This window comes from Pseudomonas floridensis, from assembly GCF_002087235.1.
Lineage (GTDB): Bacteria > Pseudomonadota > Gammaproteobacteria > Pseudomonadales > Pseudomonadaceae > Aquipseudomonas > Aquipseudomonas floridensis.
This window is the reverse complement of the sequence record NZ_MUIO01000018.1, coordinates 1-19,765: the sequence shown is the minus strand read 5'-3', so window position 1 is coordinate 19,765 and position 19,765 is coordinate 1. Positions and strand designations below refer to the sequence as shown.

The 19,765-nt window shown below is 59.9% G+C and carries 18 protein-coding genes; 14 read left to right on the top strand and 4 right to left on the bottom strand.

Going from position 1 to position 19,765, the window contains the following annotated elements; all coding sequences use genetic code 11:
* Window positions 1–97 precede the first annotated feature (97 nt).
* The 10 genes from BZK31_RS06140 to ribD all read left to right on the top strand — a co-directional run bounded on the left by BZK31_RS06140 (window position 98) and on the right by ribD (window position 11,169).
* Window positions 98–2,245 carry a TonB-dependent receptor gene (locus tag BZK31_RS06140; RefSeq protein WP_244182637.1) on the top strand — a complete coding sequence of 716 codons (2,148 nt, stop codon included), beginning with the start codon at window positions 98–100 and terminating at the stop codon, window positions 2,243–2,245.
* Complete coding sequence (locus BZK31_RS06135; RefSeq protein WP_083181901.1) at window positions 2,245–3,024, top strand: ABC transporter ATP-binding protein; 780 nt, start codon at window positions 2,245–2,247, stop codon at window positions 3,022–3,024. Before BZK31_RS06140 ends, BZK31_RS06135 begins: the two co-directional genes overlap by 1 nt.
* Before the next feature lies 1 nt (window position 3,025).
* On the top strand, window positions 3,026–3,985 hold the full coding sequence (locus BZK31_RS06130; RefSeq protein ID WP_083181900.1) for an ABC transporter substrate-binding protein: 960 nt from the start codon (window positions 3,026–3,028) through the stop codon (window positions 3,983–3,985).
* Window positions 3,982–5,022, top strand: a complete 1,041-nt coding sequence (locus tag BZK31_RS06125; RefSeq protein WP_083181899.1) for a FecCD family ABC transporter permease — start codon at window positions 3,982–3,984, stop codon at window positions 5,020–5,022. The genes BZK31_RS06130 and BZK31_RS06125 overlap by 4 nt, the downstream gene beginning before the upstream one ends.
* A gap of 277 nt (window positions 5,023–5,299) precedes the next feature.
* Window positions 5,300–5,746: a DMT family transporter gene (locus BZK31_RS06120; protein WP_083181898.1), complete on the top strand. Its 447-nt coding sequence runs from the start codon at window positions 5,300–5,302 to the stop codon at window positions 5,744–5,746.
* A 36-nt stretch (window positions 5,747–5,782) separates the two neighbouring features.
* Window positions 5,783–6,529: a class I SAM-dependent methyltransferase gene (locus tag BZK31_RS06115; protein WP_083181897.1), complete on the top strand. Its 747-nt coding sequence runs from the start codon at window positions 5,783–5,785 to the stop codon at window positions 6,527–6,529.
* 71 nt (window positions 6,530–6,600) lie between these two features.
* Entirely contained in the window at window positions 6,601–7,617 is a 1,017-nt protein-coding gene (locus BZK31_RS06110; RefSeq protein ID WP_083181896.1) for a formylglycine-generating enzyme family protein, read from the top strand.
* 61 nt (window positions 7,618–7,678) lie between these two features.
* The gene (locus tag BZK31_RS06105) at window positions 7,679–8,278 is read left to right on the top strand and encodes a GTP cyclohydrolase II (RefSeq protein WP_083181895.1); all 600 of its coding nucleotides are present in this window, start codon (window positions 7,679–7,681) and stop codon (window positions 8,276–8,278) included.
* 87 nt (window positions 8,279–8,365) lie between these two features.
* Window positions 8,366–10,066, top strand: coding sequence for a WD40 repeat domain-containing protein (locus BZK31_RS06100; protein WP_083181894.1), 1,701 nt, complete (start codon window positions 8,366–8,368; stop codon window positions 10,064–10,066).
* Window positions 10,063–11,169 (top strand): bifunctional diaminohydroxyphosphoribosylaminopyrimidine deaminase/5-amino-6-(5-phosphoribosylamino)uracil reductase RibD, encoded by a 1,107-nt coding sequence (gene ribD, locus BZK31_RS06095; RefSeq protein WP_083181893.1) that lies wholly within the window; start codon window positions 10,063–10,065, stop codon window positions 11,167–11,169. The genes BZK31_RS06100 and ribD overlap by 4 nt, the downstream gene beginning before the upstream one ends.
* Here ribD and BZK31_RS06090 read toward each other — a convergent pair.
* Entirely contained in the window at window positions 11,148–12,071 is a 924-nt protein-coding gene (locus tag BZK31_RS06090; RefSeq protein ID WP_083181892.1) for a LysR family transcriptional regulator, read from the bottom strand. The genes ribD and BZK31_RS06090 overlap by 22 nt on opposite strands.
* A gap of 55 nt (window positions 12,072–12,126) precedes the next feature.
* On the opposite strand from BZK31_RS06090, the gene BZK31_RS06085 reads away from it, so the two are divergent.
* The 3 genes from BZK31_RS06085 to BZK31_RS06075 are packed head-to-tail and all read left to right on the top strand — an operon-like array spanning window position 12,127 to window position 16,755.
* On the top strand, window positions 12,127–12,540 hold the full coding sequence (locus BZK31_RS06085) for a VOC family protein (RefSeq protein WP_083181891.1): 414 nt from the start codon (window positions 12,127–12,129) through the stop codon (window positions 12,538–12,540).
* 25 nt (window positions 12,541–12,565) lie between these two features.
* Window positions 12,566–13,693 carry an efflux RND transporter periplasmic adaptor subunit gene (locus tag BZK31_RS06080; protein ID WP_083181890.1) on the top strand — a complete coding sequence of 376 codons (1,128 nt, stop codon included), beginning with the start codon at window positions 12,566–12,568 and terminating at the stop codon, window positions 13,691–13,693.
* Window positions 13,690–16,755: a MexW/MexI family multidrug efflux RND transporter permease subunit gene (locus BZK31_RS06075; RefSeq protein WP_083181889.1), complete on the top strand. Its 3,066-nt coding sequence runs from the start codon at window positions 13,690–13,692 to the stop codon at window positions 16,753–16,755. The genes BZK31_RS06080 and BZK31_RS06075 overlap by 4 nt, the downstream gene beginning before the upstream one ends.
* A gap of 46 nt (window positions 16,756–16,801) precedes the next feature.
* On the opposite strand, the gene BZK31_RS06070 is transcribed toward BZK31_RS06075, so the two are convergent.
* Both BZK31_RS06070 and BZK31_RS06065 read right to left on the bottom strand, forming a co-directional pair.
* Window positions 16,802–17,179, bottom strand: coding sequence for a VOC family protein (locus BZK31_RS06070; protein ID WP_083181888.1), 378 nt, complete (start codon window positions 17,177–17,179; stop codon window positions 16,802–16,804).
* Window positions 17,180–17,274: 95 nt separating this feature from the next.
* Window positions 17,275–18,186: a LysR family transcriptional regulator gene (locus BZK31_RS06065; protein ID WP_087881640.1), complete on the bottom strand. Its 912-nt coding sequence runs from the start codon at window positions 18,184–18,186 to the stop codon at window positions 17,275–17,277.
* A 138-nt stretch (window positions 18,187–18,324) separates the two neighbouring features.
* Here BZK31_RS06065 and BZK31_RS06060 point away from each other — a divergent pair, with 138 nt between their 5' ends.
* Complete coding sequence (locus BZK31_RS06060) at window positions 18,325–19,071, top strand: SDR family oxidoreductase (protein ID WP_083181886.1); 747 nt, start codon at window positions 18,325–18,327, stop codon at window positions 19,069–19,071.
* A 370-nt stretch (window positions 19,072–19,441) separates the two neighbouring features.
* Here the strand turns inward: BZK31_RS06060 and BZK31_RS06055 are convergent, their stop codons facing one another.
* Window positions 19,442–19,741 (bottom strand): hypothetical protein, encoded by a 300-nt coding sequence (locus BZK31_RS06055; protein WP_083181885.1) that lies wholly within the window; start codon window positions 19,739–19,741, stop codon window positions 19,442–19,444.
* Window positions 19,742–19,765 lie beyond the last annotated feature (24 nt).

Here is a 19,765-nt window from a genome sequence, read left to right as displayed (position 1 = left end):
CTTTTAAAGCCTCGAAAAGCATGGAATGATGCGGCTCAAATGTTATGTTATAACACTTGAAGCCTTCCACCGCAGTTTTTCGAGCGACCTCGCATCCATGATTCGCCCTTCTTCGCACTCTCGTTACACCGTCACAACGCTGTGTCTGCTGGCTGGCGGCAGTGGCGCTTATGCCCATGCCGCGCAGCAGATAGAACTCGCGCCCTCCGTGGTCAGCTCCACCGCCAACCCGCAGAACGGCGAGACACTGGATGCAGTGACCGGCGCAGGCTCGCGCTTGCCATTGACGGCCTTGCAGACGCCGGCAAGCACCAGCTCGCTGAGTGGCGACGAGGTGCGCAGCCGTGGCGATGCCAACGCGCAGCAAGCCGTGGCACGCAGTCCGGGGATCACAGCGATCGGCACACCGGGCGATGGCGGCACCGCCTTGTCAGCGCGTGGCTTCAGCGGTCAGGGATCGGTGATGCAGTTGTATGACGGCAGCCGCATGTACAGCGCCATGGGCACGGTCACGATGCCGGTCGATACCTGGGCCATCGAACGCATTGAAGTGCTGCGCGGCCCGGCGTCGGTGCTTTATGGCGAAGGGGCGACGGGCGCCGTGATCAATGTCATTCCCAAGAAACCCTTCGAAGGCGAGATCCAGAACCACCTTCGTCTCGGCTATGGCTCTTATGACAGCACGCAGGCCGCGCTCGACAGTGGTGGCTCGTTGTCCGATCGATTGAGCTATCGCCTGAACGTCAATCAACTAAACAGCAATGGCTGGGTGGATCGCGGAGAATCGGCCAGCACCTTCTTCAGTGGCGCACTGCGTTGGCAGGCCAGCGACAACCTGTCGTACACCCTTGCGCATGACGGCGGCAATCAACGCCCGATGAATTACTTTGGCGTGCCGATGATCAACGGCCGTTACCACGAAGGCCTGCGAGACAAGAACTACAACATCCAGAACGACGAGCAACGTTACGACGATCAGTGGACGCGACTGACCACTGACTGGCAGATCTCCGATCAGGTGGCCTCATCCAACGAGCTGTATTACCTGACCTCGCACCGGCGCTGGCAGAACGCGGAAAACTACAACTGGGATGCCGCCACACAACAGCTGTCGCGCAGCGGCTATTTCAGCATCAAACACAATCAGGAACAGGTGGGCGACCGCCAGACCTTCACGTTCAAGCACAGCCTGGCAGGCCTTGAAAGCCAGAGCGTGCTGGGCATGGACGTCAACCGCATCCGTTTCAAACTGACCAATAACTCGCCGTATGACGACGTGAATCCGGCGGGCGATCCGATCGATATCGAGAACCCCGCACCCGGGCGTTTCCAGAGTGCTTCGCCCTACTCCGAACTGTTCAAAAGCACGACCCGGCAACTGTCGGTCTTCGGCGAAAACCGCACCCGGCTGACTGATCAGTTGTCAGTCGTCACCGGCGTACGTCGTGACTACGTGAATATCGAGCGCAATGCGCTGCGTGACGACAGCCGTACCGAAAAAGACCTGATCGGCAACAACTGGAAAGCAGGTCTGGTGTACGCGCTGACACCGAGCAGCTCGACCTACGCTCAATACTCCACCAGCACCGATGGCGTCGGCAGCCTGGTCTCGCTCAATCCCGGCCAGCAACAGTTCGATCTGGCCACCGCACGGCAATCGGAAATCGGCTTCAAGCAAGCCCTGTGGGATGAGCGCCTGGAATGGACACTGGCTGCCTATCACATCATCAAGAAGAAACTGCTCACCACCGACGCAGGCAATCCCGACCTCACCCAGCAGGTCGGACAGCAGTCCTCCAATGGGATTGAGGCGAGCATGAAGCTGCAACTGCCGCAGGACTGGACGTTGAGCGCCAACGCGGCCTTTGTGCGCGCCCGCTACGATCGATTCGACCAGAGCGTGGCGGGTGTGGCCGTTTCGCGTGACGGCAACACGCCGGTCGATGTACCCAGGCGCACCGCCAACCTTTGGCTCGATAAACAATTGGGCAGCACTGTGCAGATGGGTGGCGGGCTGCGCTACGTCGACAGCCGTTATGCCGATATCGCCAACACCCGTGAACTGCCCGCCTACACCGTGGCAGACGCCAGCCTGTCATGGAAAGCGCTGCGCAATACCACGCTGGGTCTGCAACTGCGCAATCTGTTCGATCGCCAGTACGCGGCGAGTCAGTACAACGAAGGCCAGCAATGGATTCTGGGGGAGCCGCGCTCGTTGTTTGTCACTGCGGACCTGAGCTTCTGATGCTTGCGCTCAAGGAGCTGGCGTGGGCACCGGAACAGGCGTCTGTCTGCGAGCACGAGCATTTCACTCTCAAGGACATCGACCTGCAGATCGCCGCAGGCGAGTTCGTGGGGCTGATCGGCCCCAATGGCAGTGGCAAGACCAGCCTGCTGCGCTGCGCGTTTCGCTACAGCCGTCCGCACAAGGGCAACGTCGTGCTGAACGACCATGACATCTGGAGCCGCAGCCCTCGTTGGTGCGCGCAGCAGGTTGCCGTGGTTGCTCAGGAATTTCCCGATGCATTCGGTCTGACGCTGCTGGATGTCACGACCATGGGCCGTGCGCCCCACCAGGGATTTTTCTCGGCGGACAGCCCCCACGACCGCACCGTGGTGAAAGACGCGCTGAAGGCCGTCGGTCTGGAGGGCTATGAGCAGCACCGTTTCGACACCTTGTCTGGCGGTGAAAAACAGCGCTGCCTGCTGGCACGCGCGTTGGTTCAGGAACCCCGGTTGATGGTGCTGGACGAGCCGACCAACCACCTCGATCCGCGCCATCAGCTCGAACTGCTGGGGCTGGTCAAACAGCTCGGCGTGGCGACGCTGGCCAGCATTCATGACCTGAACCTGGCGGCAGCGTTCTGCGACCGGCTGTACGTCGTGCATCACGGCCGACTGGTTGCACAGGGAACGCCATGGGACGTGCTGACGCCTCAAATGCTACTCGGTGTGTTCGGCGCCAAGGCGCTGGTCGACCGCCATCCCCTGCGTGATTACCCACGCATCACCTGGATTCCCTGAAATGAAGCCTTTGTTCATGTGGCTGAGCCTTAGCGCGGCGTTGATCGGCACGATGGCGCACGCCCGGCCCACGGCCTACCCGGTTACCGTCCAGAGTTGCGACCGTTCGGTGACATTCAACGCGGCACCGCAACGCGCCGTCAGCAATGACGTCAATCTGACCAAAATGATGGTCGCGCTGGGTCTGCAATCGCGCATGGCGGGCTACAGCGGTATCACCGGGTGGAACAAGCCCGATCCCGCCTTGCTGCGGGATCTGGGCAAGCTCCCCGAGCTGGCCAGCAAGTACCCGTCCGTGGAAACACTGCTCAATGCCAATGCCGACTTCTATTTTGCAGGCTGGAATTACGGCATGCGGGTCGGCGGGGACGTGACGCCGCAGAGTCTGGCCACGCTGGGCATTCAGACCTACGAACTGACCGAATCCTGCGCCCAGATCATGCCTCGCGCCGAAGCGAAACTGGATGATGTCTACAACGACCTGCTCAATCTGGGCCGAATATTCGACGTGCAGGACCGTGCGCAAGCGGTGGTGGCCGACATGCAACGGCGCGTGGACGCGGTTCGCGAACGCACGACTGGCGATGCGTCTCCCCGGGTCTTTCTATACGACAGCGGCGAAGACCGGCCCATGACTGCCGGGCGTCTGGCAATTCCGCAGGCGCTGATCAGTGCAGCGGGCGGACGCAATGTCATGGGTGATGTCGCAGCCAGTTGGACCCACGTGAACTGGGAATCGGTGGTGCAGAGCAATCCCGAGATCATCGTGATCGTCGACTACGGCGAAGTCAGTGCAACGCAGAAGCAGCACTTCCTGGAAAACAACCCGGCGCTGCAATCCATCGATGCGATTCGTAACAAACGGTATGTCGTCCTGCCTTACGTTGCGGTGACGCCGGGACTCGACAATGTCACGGCCATCGAGACCCTCACCGCGGCTTTCCACGATGTGGCGCGATGACGCTGGCACAGTGGCTGACTGAACGACGAAGCCGCTACACCGGTTTGCTGATCACGCTGACTGCGCTGCTGCTGGTTTCGTGCCTGGTGTCTGTCACCTTCGGCGCGGCGCCTGTGCCGCTGGAAGAGGTCATCCATATTCTGATGTTCAAACTGTCAGGCCTTGGTGACGAACCGCACCTCTGGACGGCAGGACAGGAAACCATCGTTTGGTTGATCCGCACGCCGCGCGTGCTGCTCGGTGCGCTGGCAGGCGCGGGTCTGGCGCTCATCGGCTGTGTGCTGCAAGCCGTCACGCGCAACCCGCTGGCCGACCCGCATTTGTTGGGGGCCACGTCAGGTGCCACGCTCGGTGCCGTGATCGTGGTCATGCACGTCGGCGAAGTCCTCGGCATGCTGACCTTGCCACTCGCCGCGTTCGCAGGATCGCTCGCGAGCCTGATTCTGGTGGTATGGCTGTCCAGCCGTAACGGTCGTCTCGACAGCCAGCGCCTGCTGTTAAGCGGCGTCGCGGTGTCATTCGTCATGATGGCCATTGCCAACCTGCTGCTGTTTCTGGGCGATCACCGGGCCAGCTCCGCCGTGCTGTTCTGGATGCTGGGCGGCCTCGGCCTGGCGCGCTGGGAATTGCTGACGGTTCCACTGTTCACCCTACTGACAGGCTGGATTCTCCTGCAAGGGCTCGGCCGGGCACTGAACGCCTTGATGGCGGGCGATCAGACCGCCGTGAGCCTCGGCCTGCAAGTGCGAAATGTCCGCCTGCTGGTGTTTCTGATTGCCTCGCTGATGACCGGCGTACTGGTCGCCCTCTGCGGCTCCATCGGCTTCGTCGGCCTGATGGTGCCGCACATCGCGAGACGTCTGGTGGGCTCCGAGCACCGGCGCTTGCTGCCAGTGGCCACCCTGTTGGGTGCGTTGCTGATGGTGTGGGTCGACGTAGTCTCGCGCACGCTGATCGCACCCGAAGACCTGCCCATCGGTATCTCGACAGCGCTGTTGGGAGGGTTGTTCTTCATCTTCATGATGAGGCGCAACTAAGGCATAGCGCCTTCGTAAAACCAGGTCGGCCAACACAATCGCGTGACTGGCGCCTGAAGATGAGTAAGTGAACTAATAACTAAAAAGTCAGACTATCTGGCCGGTCTATGGTTACCGGCGCTCAAGCGAACAGGGTGTTTGGGCCGGATCCATTTGCCGGGTGTGCTCTAGCCAAAGGCCACTACTTAATAAGCCTCACTAATACCGCGTATCAGAACTGGGAATTGGTCAGTGCCTGTCCGACTGGGTAACACTGAAAAAAAGAGGAACCTGTCTGATGAATGTAGTGACTGCTTTTACTTTAAGTCTGGCCGCCGGTTTCGCAGTACCGCTACAGGCAGGAACCAATGCCCGGTTAGGGGTCGTGTTGGGACACCCGTTGTGGGCAACGATGGTTTCATTGTTGGTCAGCCTGATTGCGGTCATCGGCGTCATGTTGATTTTCAAGGTTCAACGCCCGTGCCTGAGCACCTTGCAAAGCACGCCCTGGTGGGCCTGGTTGGGCGGTGTAGCCGGTGTCCTTTATATAACGACCGCCCTGCTGATGGCGCCGCGACTGGGCACGCTCAACTTCATGATGGCGGTCATCGTTGGACAACTGGTGATCTCGTTGATCATTGACTACTTCGGTCTGGTGGGCCTGCCTCGACAGTCGATAAATGTTCAGAAGATTGTCGGCATTCTCGTGGTGATTATGGGGTTCCTGATCACAGTACGAAGTTAGTTGTGAATGGGTTAAACATAACAAAGGAAGTTAACAATGCCTGCTCAATCCGCTACATACGATTCAATCGGCGAGCGTTTCGAAGCGTTTACCGACAGTGCCTCGCAGCGCTCGGTTGAAACCGAAACGTTCTTTCACATGGTTGGCGACGTCAAAGGCAAGTCCGTTCTGGATCTGGCCTGCGGCTTCGGTTTCTTCGGTCGGGAGTTGCTGCGCCAGGGTGCCAGCAAAGTAATGGGCGTGGACATTTCCGCCTCCATGATCGAACTGGCGCGACAGGAGTCGGCACGCAACCAGGAAGCCATCGAGTACAAGGTCGCCAACGTGCTGGACATGGGTGTCCTGCCACAAGGCCCCTTCGACAGAGTCAGTGCAGCCTGGCTGTTCAATTATGCTCAGTCGCCCGAAGAGCTGGAGGCGATGTTTGCCATCGTTGCGCAGAACCTGAAACCGGGCGGCAAGCTGATCGCCTATACCGTCGAGCCAGATTACCAACTGGCGCAGGGCAACTTCACCACCTACGGCGTCCATGTGCTCAACGAACAACCGCACAATGGCGGCTATCGCTGCGATGCCGAATTCGTCACCGATCCACCCAGCGCGTTCACGTTCTACCGCTGGAGCAGAGAGGCGTACGAAAAAGCGATTTCCAAAGCCGGATTCACCCGTTTCGAGTGGCATAAGCCGATCATTTCTCAAGCCAACCGGAACAAGTTTCCCAAGGGCTACTGGGACAACTTCGAGCGTAATTGCCTGCAGACCGGTTTGATCTGCATACGCTAATGGCTCGATTCGCCAGCCTGATGTCGAGGCTGGCGTTTACTCCACCAGCGATTCAAAAGGCTGCGTAAACCATGGCGACTCATAACCCGTTCACCCACTGGCCTGTCTTCGAGGGTGCGCTACGCACCGATATGACTGACAGGCATCTGATGGGCTTGCCCGAGCACTTTCATCAGCCTCAAAACCTGGCGCTGCCGCTGGCGACCTGGAAATTACTGGCGCAGGAACCGACAGAGCGACTCGTGGAGCGAGTCGAAGATCCGGACACCGCGCTGCCCGTCCGGCTCGCGGCAGGCAAACTGCTGGCGCTTACCCTCGACCCGCGCATCGACGTGCTGAACCCACCCATGGTCGATATCGAAGCGGGTGACGTGTCCATCGGGCTGCCCGCCGACCAGCTCGACGCGGTCATGGACAACATGCAGGGGCTGGGCCTCGACCGCTCCTGGATCGAAAAGGAAGTACCGCGCCACGCGGTGACGCTCCAGCCTTATCGAATCGCGAAGTTTCCGGTCACCAACCTGGAATACAAAGCGTTTCTCGAAGACTCTCTGGAGCCCCGCATTCCGGAAAACTGGGCGTTCGGCCAGTTCCCGGCCGAGCGTGGCAACCACCCGGTATTTGGCGTCACGGTCGAGGATGTACAGGCGTACATCGACTGGCTGAATGCCCACACCCAGCGCCGGTTCCGCCTGCCGACAGAGGCCGAATGGGAGTACGCCGCCGCTGGCCCGCAGAACCTGGAATTCCCGTGGGGTAACCGTTTTCTGCCCGAACACTGCAATACCGCCGAACTGGGACTGTTCGGGTCATCGCCCATCGGAGCCTTCGCCGCTGGCGCTTCCCCGTTCGGCTGCCTGGACATGGCGGGCAACGTCGAAGAATACGTCGCCGATGATTACGCCGCCTACCCCGGAGGCATCGCCGTCGAAGACGATCTGGTAACGGTCGTCGGTACTCATCGCGTCGCCCGTGGCGGCAGCTTTACCCGCTTCAGAGACCTGGCGCGCAATTGCCGTCGCCACGGGAAATACCCTCGCGAAATCTATGTCATGGGGTTTCGCCTGGCCGAAACACCTGGCGCGTAACAGCGCCTCGGTCCAGCACTTACACAATAAAAATATTCACCACCATCAAGCAGGTTTACCTATGTCTAACGTACAGATACGCAATAAGGTTGATATTCCGCTCAATGATGGCCACTGCCCAAGTACCTTTATCACGTTTACCGGGCTGGACCCTTACTTCGAACATATTCTGATCAAACTTGGCCCTGACCGACAGGAAAGCCCCTTGGTACGTATTCATTCCGAGTGCCTCACGGGCGATGTCTTCAAATCGGAACGCTGTGACTGCGGACCGCAGTTGAGTGAATCCATCGCCCGGATGCACGAGGAAGGTGGCTACCTGATCTACCTGCGCCAGGAAGGCCGCGGTATCGGGCTGTACGCCAAGCTCGATGCGTATCGCCTGCAAGACACCGGCATGGACACGTTCGAAGCCAACGTGCACCTGAGTTTTCCCGAAGACGGCCGCGATTTCTCGCTGGCGGCACGAATGCTCAAGGCTGTCGGTGTTCGCAGTTGCCGGTTGATCACCAATAACCCGGACAAAGTGTCGGCGCTGGAGTCCAGTGGCGTGAAAGTCGACGCCACCATTCCTACGGGCGTCTTTATTACGCAGCACAACCGGGGTTACTTGCAGGCCAAGATCGACAAGAAACAGCACATCATCAATATCAACAACTAACGCTCTTCCCCACAACGAGCTGCCTGTTTGCGGGCGGGCACCGGCTTGCCCGAAAACGACCGTTCATTGCTCTAAAGGAATTAGAACATGCGCCACTTCGGACCTATCAGCGGTATTACTGCGTTTAAAGATATTTATGTCGCGACTGCCGGTTATGACAATCAGGTCATCCTGTGGGACGCCAAAACCAAGACGCCGATCCAGCGCGTCCTGCATGATCACCTGGCCAATCAGTGTGCGTTCAACGCCGATGGCACCTTGCTGGTCAGCGCCAGCAGCGACTACACCGCACGCGTCTGGGAAGTCCCGTCCCTGCGCCTGAAAGCGGTGCTCATCGGACATGAGGACGATATCGAGATGGCCGCCTTCTCGCCTGACGGCCAGACCATTGCGACCAGTTCACGTGATCACACGATTCGCCTGTTCGATCTTCAGGGACACACGCGGCACATCCTGCAAGGCCACAGCGCCGACGTCATTTCGGTCAGTTGGTCCGCCGACGGCAAGACGCTGGTTTCGAGCAGCGATGACGGCTCCATTCGACGCTGGAGCGCCGAGACCGGCGAGTCGCTCGACATCATCGATCTGGGTGGTGTGGAAACCGATACCGTCGCCCTCTCCCGTGACGGAATCATTTTCGCCGGCGACGACGAAGGCAAGATTTCCGTGATCAGCGCCCAGGGTACGCAGCTCTATCCTGCCCACGCCGCCGGGATCAAACGCATCATCTGGGACGACGCACAGCGCCTGTTGGTGAGCCTGAGCTACGACCGTTGCGTGATGCTCTGGCACCTGGACGAAAACAACGTTCTGACCACCACCGCACAAACATCACTGCCGAGCATCATCTGGCCGCGCAGCTGCACGTTGCTGGGCACCGAACATATTGCGTTCGTCACCTTCGGCTCCAGCTACGCCACCTGGAACTTCGTGACTCAAGCGTGGGATCTGGAGGGCATCGAACCTGCCGTCAGCCTCAACGCGGTGGCCGTCGTCGAAGACGATATCTACAGCATTGGCGACGCCGGTATCCTGCAGATCAACGGCCAGGCCAGCACCCACGCCGGCAGCCTGTGCAACTTCCTGTTGCCGTTCGGCAGCAGCGTCCTGACCGGCGGCCAGATGGGCACGGTGTTCGACGCGCGTACCGGCGAGACGCTCTATCAGCATCGCTCGCCACTCAATTGCGGGACGACCTTCGAGCGAAACGGCCAGCTCCATGCCGCCATCGGCACCTACACCGGCGAAGCGCTGATCTTCTGCCTCGACGCGGACCAACCTCGCTTCGTCACGGCCCTGTCACTGCATGAGAACGCCATCAAGGGCATCGCCGCCGATGAAGGTTTTCTGTTCAGCGTTTGCGCCACCGCCGCTGCGGCGTTTCACCGGATCAGCGACTTTGGTCTGGAACGCTATCTGGACAAGGCCCACTCGCGGATCTCCAACGGCTGCACACGCATTGAGGACGGTTTTGCGAGCATCGGCCGGGATTTGAAACTGCGTCTGTGGCGCAATGGTCAGGATGAAGTGTTCGATACGCCGCACGACCACTCGATCAAATGCATCGCCATTTCTCAGGATCGCCAGCACATCGCCACAGGCAGTTACGGCGGTACGGTGGCCATCTTCGACGTCGCCAAACGTCACTGGGTAACGGTGCAGAAGCCGACCGCCAGCGGGATTTCGTGTCTGTCGCAGAACGTGGACGGCACGGGCTTTCTGGCCAGCGCCTATGACGGCAGGATCTACCCGATCCAGGTCAACGCCGGGACGCAAGCACGCCCATGAACCACTTCACTGAGTGCGACTTCCAGCACATGCAGCATGCCTTGACGCTGGCAGAACGCGGCAGCCACTCCACATGGCCCAACCCTCGGGTGGGCTGTGTGATCGCCCACGGCCTTCATGTCGTGGGCGAAGGCTGGCACCGCAGTGCGGGCGGCCCGCATGCCGAAGTCTTCGCGCTGCGTCAGGCGGGCGCGTCGGCCAGAGGCGCGACCGCTTACGTCACGCTGGAGCCATGCAGCCACGTTGGACGGACCGGCGCCTGTTACCAGGCGTTGATCGAAAGTGGCATCGCGTCGGTGGTGGTGGCTCATGAGGATCCCTATGAGCAGGTCAATGGCCGGGGCATCGCGCTGCTGCGTGAAGCGGGCATTGAGGTCAAGGTCGGCCTGCTCAGAACCGCCGCCAGGGAACTCAACCGGGGCTTTCTGTCCAGTGTCGAACGGCGGCGGCCCTGGGTGCAGCTCAAGCTCGGCATGAGTCTGGATGGTCGAACGGCGCTGAAAAACGGACGTTCGCAGTGGATCTCCAGTTCTCAGGCCCGTGCCGATGTGCAGTTCTGGAGGGCTCGCAGCGCGGCCATCGTGACGGGCAGCGGTACGGTGCTGGCAGACGATCCGTTGCTGACGGTGCGTCAATTGTCATCGCCTGAGGCCTTGCAGCCGGTGCGCGTCGTACTGGACAGCCAGGCACGTGTTCCGGGCAACGCACGGGTGTTCAACACGCTGGCGCCCAGCCTGCACGTCGTCGGGCGCGACGCCTCGCGGGGGCAGGATGACCATCGAGAGATGCTGCGCCTGAACAGCGACAATCAGGGGCTGGATCTGACAGCGCTCATGCATGCACTGAGCGAGCGCGGACTGCACGATGTCATGGTAGAGGCCGGGCCGACACTGGCCGGTGCGCTGCTCGACGCTCATCTGGTGGACGAACTGCTGCTCTACATGGCACCGCGGCTATTGGGCGATCTCGCCCGCCCGCTGGTGCACATGGCAGAGCTGACCAGCCTGGAAGAAAGTCTGGATTTCGACGTCTACGAAGTCACCAAGATGGGGCCTGACCTGCGTCTGCGTCTACGCCCGACTCAAGCCGTGGGGTCGCGATGAGACGCCACTTGTTCGACCTGGTCGCGTAGCCATTTATGGGCAGGGTCTTCGTTGAAGCGATGGTGCCAGATCTGCACGAACGGAAACGGCGGAATGGCCAGTGGCGGGCTGAGTTTGACGAGTGTTTCGTCCACTTCGGCCTCGTCCAGCGTACGCGTGGCGACGGTGAGGATCAGGTCAGTCTGACTGATCATCCGCGGCGCCGTGCGCCAGTGCGGGACGCTGACCGCGATACGCCGGTGCAGGCCTTGAGCCCGCAGCAGGTTGTCGATCTCGCCGATGCTGCCGTCCATGGACACGGATATATGCGGTCGCATCAGGTAACTGTCCAGATCGAGCACGCCATTGGCGGGCAGCGTATTACGATCAAGCAGGCACGAGAAGGTCTCCTCGAACAACGTGGACTGATCAATGTCGGCGGGCAGGTTGGGGAACACGCCCAGCGCCAGATCGATCTTGCCCTGCGTCACCTGTTCGAGCATGCCGGGGCGGCTGCCCTGCGTAACGACTACTGTGGTATTGGGCGCCTGCTTGCGAATGCGCACCAACAGTCTGGGCAACACGATGGCCGCACCGTAGTCGGACATCGCCAGATTGAAGGTACGTTGCGAACTGGCAGGCTCGAAGGCAATGGAGTTGCCGAACAGGGTTTCGATCCGGCTCAGCACTTCTTTAACGGGCATCTGGATATTGAGCGCCAGCGCACTCAGGTACACCTCGTTGCCCTTTCTGATCAGGATCGGGTCGTCGAGCAGGCTGCGCAGTTTACTCAGAGAGTGGCTGATTGCGGGTTGACTCAAGTGCAGACGTTCGCCGGTTCGGGTGACGTGCTTCTCGGTCAGCAGGGCATCCAGCACCACTAGCAGATTCAAATCGATGTTGCGCAGCAAGACGCTCACCATCCATGGCCTTCCAACCCCGCGGGGTTTCTTTGTTTCGAAAAAAGGAGAGCGACATATGCCACGACTCAACAGGATCATTGAGACGGCGCTCTACGTGAAAGATCTTACAGAAGCCAAGAATTTTTACTACAAGACTCTCGAGCTGGAAGTCATGGTCGAGAGCAGCGTGCTGGTGGCATTGAACGTCGGAGGGCTGAACACGCTGCTACTGTTCAAGCGCGGCGCGTCACTGGAAACCAAGCACCTGAGCGGCGGAGAAATCCCGCCGCACGATGCGCACGGACGCATCCACGTGTGCTTCGCCATCGACGCCAAAGAGATGGGCGCCTGGGTCGAGCGCCTTGAGCAGGCAGACGTCTGCATCGAAGGACGCACGGAATGGCCGAAGGGAGGATCGAGCATTTACTTCCGCGATCCTGACGAAAACCTGATCGAGCTTTTGACGCCTGGTTGCTGGGCGATCTACTGAACCATTGAGTCAAGGATGAACGTTGATGATTCGCATCGGTGCAGCCAAGCGCCACCCTTTCATACTGCTCGCGCTGTCGGGCCTGCTGGTGTGCGGTGCCGTCTGGGCAGTGCGCGGCAATACGGCGCCTGCCGAAAGCGCAGCGCCCTCACCCATCAAGGTGGCCGTTGCCACCGTCGCCAGCACGCCGTTCACCTACTACCTGGACACCATCGGCGAGCTGGAGGCGGTTCAGGAAGTCAGTGTCCCGGCCGAGGTGGGTGGCCGGATTGTCGAGCTGCCAATCAGCTCGGGACAGCGGGTCGAAAAGGGTCAGGTATTGATACACCTCAATGATGCGCGTCAGCGCGGCGAGCGAACCCGCCTGCAAGGGCAGCTTGAAAACGCCAAAGCACGCCTTGACCGGGCACGCCAGCTGGCGACGTTCAGTGCGATGTCGAAACAGGAAGCGGGCGATGCACAAAGTGATTATCTGACAGCAAAAGGAGGCCTGCAGGCACTGGAAGCCGAGATCGATCAGTTGACGATCAGAGCGCCTTTCGCCGGCACCCTCGGTATCCGTCAGGTGCATCTGGGTCAATACGTCAGCGCAGGACAGACGCTGATCAACCTGGTGGGCAGTCAAGGCTTCTACGTCAATTTCAGCGTACCGGAGCAGGCGCTGGCCTACCTTAAAACCGGCGGCTCCGTGGAAGTGATACTCGACTCCCTGCCTGACCAGCCAGCAACGGCAGCCATCACCACCCTCGATCCGATGCTCGACCGCTCACGGATGATCAATGTTCAGGCGCGCCTGCAGCAGGCACCAGACGCGGCCTTGCCACGCATGTTCGCGCGGGTTCGCGTCCCGAGGGCGGGCACGCAGGAGGTGCTGACAGTGCCGGAAACGGCCGTGACCTATAACGCTTACGGCGAGGAAATGTACGTCATCCAGTCCGGCACGGACAAACAACCGCCGACCGCGCATCGCGTTGCCGTCAAGACGGGAGAACGTCGCGACGGCAAGGTCATTGTCGAAACAGGCATTCGCCAGGGTGACCGGGTCGTGGTGGCCGGACAGATAAAGCTCAGCGACGGCGCAGCCATCGAGGCTGTCGAAACCAGCGTGCTCGACCCGCTCAATGCCAATGCCCAAGCGGGGTCTAACCCGTGAAATTTACTGATATTTTCGTGCAGCGTCCGGTGCTGGCACTGGTGGTCAGCCTGCTGATCATTCTGGCGGGGCTCAAGGCGTATCAGGACTTGCCGGTGCGTCAGTATCCGCTTCTGGAAAGCTCGACCATCACCGTCACCACGGATTATCCGGGAGCGCCCGCCGAGTTGATGCAGGGCTTCGTGACCCAGCCCATCAATCAGTCGCTGGCGTCAGTGGAGGGTGTTGATTACGTCAGTTCCTCATCGGTTCAGGGACGCAGCCTGATCACCCTGCGCATGGGCCTCAATCAGGATTCGGCCAAGGCGCTGAGCGAGGTCATCGCCAAAGTCAATCAGGTCAAATATCGCCTGCCCGAGCAGGCCTATGACCCGGTCATCGATCGTTCGGCCGGCGACGCGACGGCCGTGGCTTATGTCGGCTTTTCCAGTGACCAGCTTTCAGCTCCGGCACTGAGCGATTACCTCGACCGGGTGGTTCAGCCGCTGATGTCCAGCATCGAAGGCGTGGCCAAGGTGCAGACGTTCGGGGGCCAGCGCCTGGCCATGCGCCTGTGGCTGGACCCCAAGAGTCTCGCGGGCCACGGGGTAAGCGCCGAAGACGTCGAACAGGCGATTCTCGCCAACAACTTTCAGGCGGCACCGGGGCAGATCAAAGGGCAATACGTGGTGACCTCGATTCAGGTCAATACCGACCTGAGCAACATGGAAGAGTTTCGCGACATGGTCATCAGCAACCGTGGCGATCGCCTGCTGCGTCTGCGTGATGTCGGCACTGTGGAGCTGGGTTCCGCCACCTACGAAACCAGCGCGCTCATGGATGGCAAACCTGCGGTGCACCTGGGGCTTTACGCCACGCCGGACGGCAATCCGCTGACCATCGTCGCCGGCATTCGGGAACGACTACCCGACATCGAGAAGACCCTGCCGCCGGGCGTGCATGTTGCGCTGGCGTTCGAGACGGCGATGTTCATCCATGCCTCGATCATCGAAGTCATCGAAACCCTGATCGAGGCCGTACTGATCGTGGTGCTGATCATTTATCTGTGTCTGGGGTCTGCGCGCAGTGTGCTGATCCCCATTCTCAGCATTCCGCTGTCCATGCTGGGCGCGCTGGCACTCATGACACTGTTCGGCTTCAGCATCAATCTGCTGACCCTGCTCGCGATGGTGCTGGCCACCGGCCTGGTGGTGGACGACGCGATTGTGGTGATGGAAAACATCTACCGGCACATTCTCGACGGCTTGAGTCCCGCGCAAGCAGCCTTGACCGGGGCACGCGAGATCGCATCGCCAGTGATTGCGATGACCCTGACGCTGGCCGCGGTGTACATGCCGATCGGTCTGATGTCCGGGCTGACCGGGGCGCTGTTCAAGGAGTTCGCGTTGACCCTGGCGGGCGCGGTGCTGGTGTCCGGAGTAATCGCATTGACCCTGACGCCCGTGCTTTGCGCCCGACTGTTGCCTGCCGGCCAGAACGAAGGCCGCATGAGTCAGCGCGCCGAAGCCTTCTTCCACTGGCTGGCCCGGCGTTATCAGCGCCTGCTGGTCGCAGCGCTGCGCAGGCGCTGGATGGTACTGGTCTTTGCCGCACTGGTGCTGATCAGCCTGCCGTTGCTCTATGGCCAGGCGGCCAGAGAACTTGCGCCTAACGAAGATCAGGGCAACCTGTTGCTGGCGATCAAATCCCCGCAACACGCCAATCTGGATTACGTCGAGCGTTACGCCGACCAGTTGAGCCGCATCATGGCCAGCCTGCCGGAAGCCTCCAGCACATGGATCATCAACGGCACGGACGGCGTCGCCGCCAGCTTCGCCGGGGTCAATTTCAGTCCCTGGGAAGAACGCTCACGCAGCGCGTTGCAGATACAGGCCGAGCTGCAAGGCGCTGCCGATGCTGCCGAAGGGCAATCCATTTTCGTGTTCCAGCTACCCGCCCTGCCCGCTTCGACCGGCGGCTTGCCAGTCCAGTTGGTGGTTCGCAGCACACAGGACTATCGAGGCCTTTACCAAGCGATGGAAGACCTCAAGCGCGCTGCACGCGAGAGCGGATTGTTTGCCGTGGTCGACAGCGATCTGGCGTTCAACAACCCCGTGGTCCGGGTGCGCATCGACCGCAGCAAAGCCAACAGCCTAGGCATTCGCATGCAGGACATCGGCACCACGCTGGCGGTGCTCATGGGCGAGAAATACACCAACCGCTTTGGCCTGCAAGGCCGGTCCTACGACGTCATCACGCAGACCTCAGCCGACAATAGGCTCACGCCGCAAGCGCTCAACACGCTGTATGTGAACACCGATCAAGGCCGTCAGGTGCCGCTTTCCACGGTCGTGACCCTGGAGCGCGACATTCAGCCCAATGCCCTTAAGCAGTTCAATCAGCAGAACGCCGCCATCCTGCAAGCCGTACCCGCGCCCGGCGTCAGCATCGGCGCAGCGGTCGCATTTCTGGAGCAACAGAGCGCCGCGCTGCCCAGCGGTTTCACCCATGACTGGCAGGCCGAAGCCCGGCAGTTCATCCACGAAGGCAACGCCCTGCTCTTCGCCTTTCTGTTTGCCCTGATCGTGATCTACATGGTGCTGGCGGCCCAGTACGAAAGCCTGACCGACCCGCTGATCATCCTGATCACCGTACCGCTGTCCATCTGCGGCGCGCTGATTCCATTGGCGCTGGGGCTGGCCAGCCTGAACATCTACACCCAGATCGGGCTGGTGACACTGATCGGGCTGATCAGCAAACACGGCATCCTCATGGTGGAGTTCGCCAACGAACTGCGCGCCCTGAGCGGTGGCACCTGCGCACAAGCTATCGTCCGTGCGTCACGCATCCGGCTGCGGCCCATCCTGATGACCACCGCCGCAATGGTCGTCGGCCTGATCCCCCTGCTCTTCGCCACAGGCGCAGGCGCAAACAGCCGCTTCGGCCTGGGCCTGGTGATCGTCATCGGCATGATGACCGGCACCCTGTTCACCCTGTTCGTGCTGCCTGCGATCTACACGGTGCTGTCACGCGGGACACAACCTGAGGAGAATCGCGTGCCTGAAATCGTAGAAGTGAGGTAGTGGATTGATGAGGGGAATCGGGGTGATTTTTTCACGCCCGCTCCACTCAAATCCGCTCGCTGATCTCGATGAGGTTCAGGTCCGGATCACGTACATAAACCGATCGGATCGGCCCAGTGGCTCCCGTGCGCTGAACCGGCCCTTCGACGATTGGCCATTGCTGCGCCTGCAAATGGCTGATCACGTGTTGGAGGCCGACGCTTGCGATAAAACAAAGATCGAGCGCGCCCGGCACCGGCAAATGCGCTTTGGGTTCGAACTCCCGACCTCGTTCATGCACGTTGATTTTCTGCTCGCCGAACCGGAAGGCAAGGCGACCTGCGCCAAACATCTCGATTTGCATCCCCAGAACCCGCACATAGAAATCCTTGCAAGCCTCGATATCGATAGTGGTCAGTACCAGGTGGTCCAAGTGATCGATCATCGCGAATCCTCAATTTCATAAGCGTTAGTGCACGCACGTGCAGACGTCATGGAATACTCCTCGGCCGTGAACGATGAGGCGTGTCTCATGCACCGTCAACGTGATCGCGACAGCGAGCCGTCCGCCTCGAATGCAGGGCTTTTCGCGAACACGTCTGCGATGAAATCCATGAATACGATGGCTCGCTTGGGAAGCAGTCGATTCGCCAGGTAGACAGCTTGAACGGGGACAGGTGGGGCGACGTAGTCTCTTAGCAGCAATTGCAGGTTTCCGCTTCGCAAGCCGTCCTCATAAAGCCATTCAGGCCCCTGCGCAATCCCCAGTCCGCTATTGACGCAAGCGCGTATCGCCTCGGGCGAGTTCACCCGCAGCCTTCCGGATACCGGAACGTCGATCTCCCGAAAGCGCCAGGTGGCGCCTGTCGACAGCAGCGTGTAAATCAGGCAATCGTGCGCTACCAGATCATCGGGCGTGGCGGGATGACCGCGTTTGGCCAGGTATTCATTGCTGGCAACACACACACGCTCGAACCGCGCCAAGGGGCGCGCACGCATGGCACTGTCTTCCAGGTGTCCGATTCGGATAGCCAGTTCAACCCCCTCGTCGACAAGGTTTACATAGCGATCGTTAATCTGAAGATCGAGCGTCAACTCCGGATAGCGCTCCAGGAAAGTGGCGATATGCGGAACGACGAATGTATGGGCCAGCGCAGTGGGGCAGGCGACACGCAACAATCCGGACGGCGCGACGTTTCCTTTGAGGGATGACTCGGATTGCTCGACTGAATCAAGTATCCGTCTGGCGTCCGCGTAATAGCGTTCTCCCTCGGGCGTGAGCGCCAACCGCCGGGTAGATCGGTGAAGCAGTCTGGTGTGCAGATAATTTTCCAGCGCGGCCACATGGCGACTCACGTTGGACTGCCCAAGACCCAGATCGCGACCCGCAGCCGAAAAGCTTCCCGTCTCGACAGCACGGACAAAACAGGTCATCAGTAGCAGCCGATCCATACACCGCCCCATTCATGCACTTTAAGCATGACATGTATTGAAATAAGCCATCTTATCAATCCAGAGGCATGAATCCATAGTTCTCCTCAGGCAGGTCTGGTCTTCACCGACCAGCACACACATCAAGAGGAAATTTACATGTCTCGATTACAAGGCAAGCGAGCGCTCATCACCGGCGGGACCAGCGGCATTGGTCTGGAAACGGCCAGACAGTTTCTGGCTGAAGGCGCACGCGTGATCATCACTGGCGTCAATCCAGAATCGATCGCCAACGCGCAGACTGAACTGGGAAGCGAGGTTTTGGTGCTACGCGCGGATTCGGCCGATGTCGCTGCGCAGAAGGAGCTGGCTCAGGCGGTCGAGGCTCACTACGGCCAGCTCGATGTTGCGTTCCTCAATGCTGGCGTTTCTGTCTGGAGGCCAATCGAAGAGTGGACGGAAGAGATGTTCGACCGCTCCTTCGACATCAACGTCAAAGGACCCTACTTTCTGTTACAGGCCTTGCTGCCGTTCTTTGCCAACCCTGCGTCGGTGGTACTCAATACCTCCGTCAGCGCACACTTGGGCGACGCGCGTTCATCCGTTTACGCAGCGACCAAGGCCGCCTTTTTGAACATGTCGAAGACGCTCTCGAGCGAACTACTCCCGCGCGGCATTCGCGTCAACGCGGTCAGCCCCGGCCCGGTCGACACACCGCTCTACGACAAGCTGGGAGTCCCCGATGCTTATCGCGAGCAGCTTAATAAGGAAATCGCCGCGACCATCCCGTTCGGCCGCTTCGGCACTCCCGAAGAAGTGGCCAAGGCCGTACTGTACCTGGCTTCGGATGAATCAAGATGGACTGTTGGCTCGGAAATAATCGTCGACGGCGGCCGCTCGCTTTAAGAGGCTAGCAAGGACGTAACGTTCGAGCGAAAGGGATAACGCGTAATAAAGCGTCGCTGGGTGCTCAACCGGAGGGCGGAGGCGCCAGCGACGGTGTTTATTTAATTCTGAGAGGCTTTATTTTGTGGCTTCAGTGAAGTTTGAGAATTAAAGCTGTCGCAGGCGCCCGCGAATTCCGCGGCCTCCAATCCACTTGTGGTAAGTCGCAAAACTGTCGCAACCTCCGGAAAAGTCGGCAGCGATAAACGCTCTAGAGAATTAAAACAGTCGCAGCCAAAAGCGGCGTGGTCCCTCGACCGGTCAAGGTCGAATTTTGGGGGAAAGACGAACCGCGTGCTTTCTGCTGCCTACCTGGCTTAAACGCTAGCTATTACTGACCGATCTCCACCGAAGCTGTTTGTGCGCTGGCCTGGATCATCTCAATCAACTCGAAATGCTTCGGGAACTCACGCTTCAACCAGTCACTCGGCACGAAATGGTGATCCAAGTGCATAGCCGTACTTTGCCCATCTCCAGATGCACAAAGCGTGACGTTCATCTCAGTCTCCTCACCCGCCATCGCTGCTGGCACGAAAACCTCCTCATTGTCGCTCACGCCAAAAGATCGTCGCCACTCGGGGAAACACCTTCCATCAAGATTGGAATCGCAGAACCAGTGAATCGAATTCATTTAGGGATTCTCCGATCAAGTTGC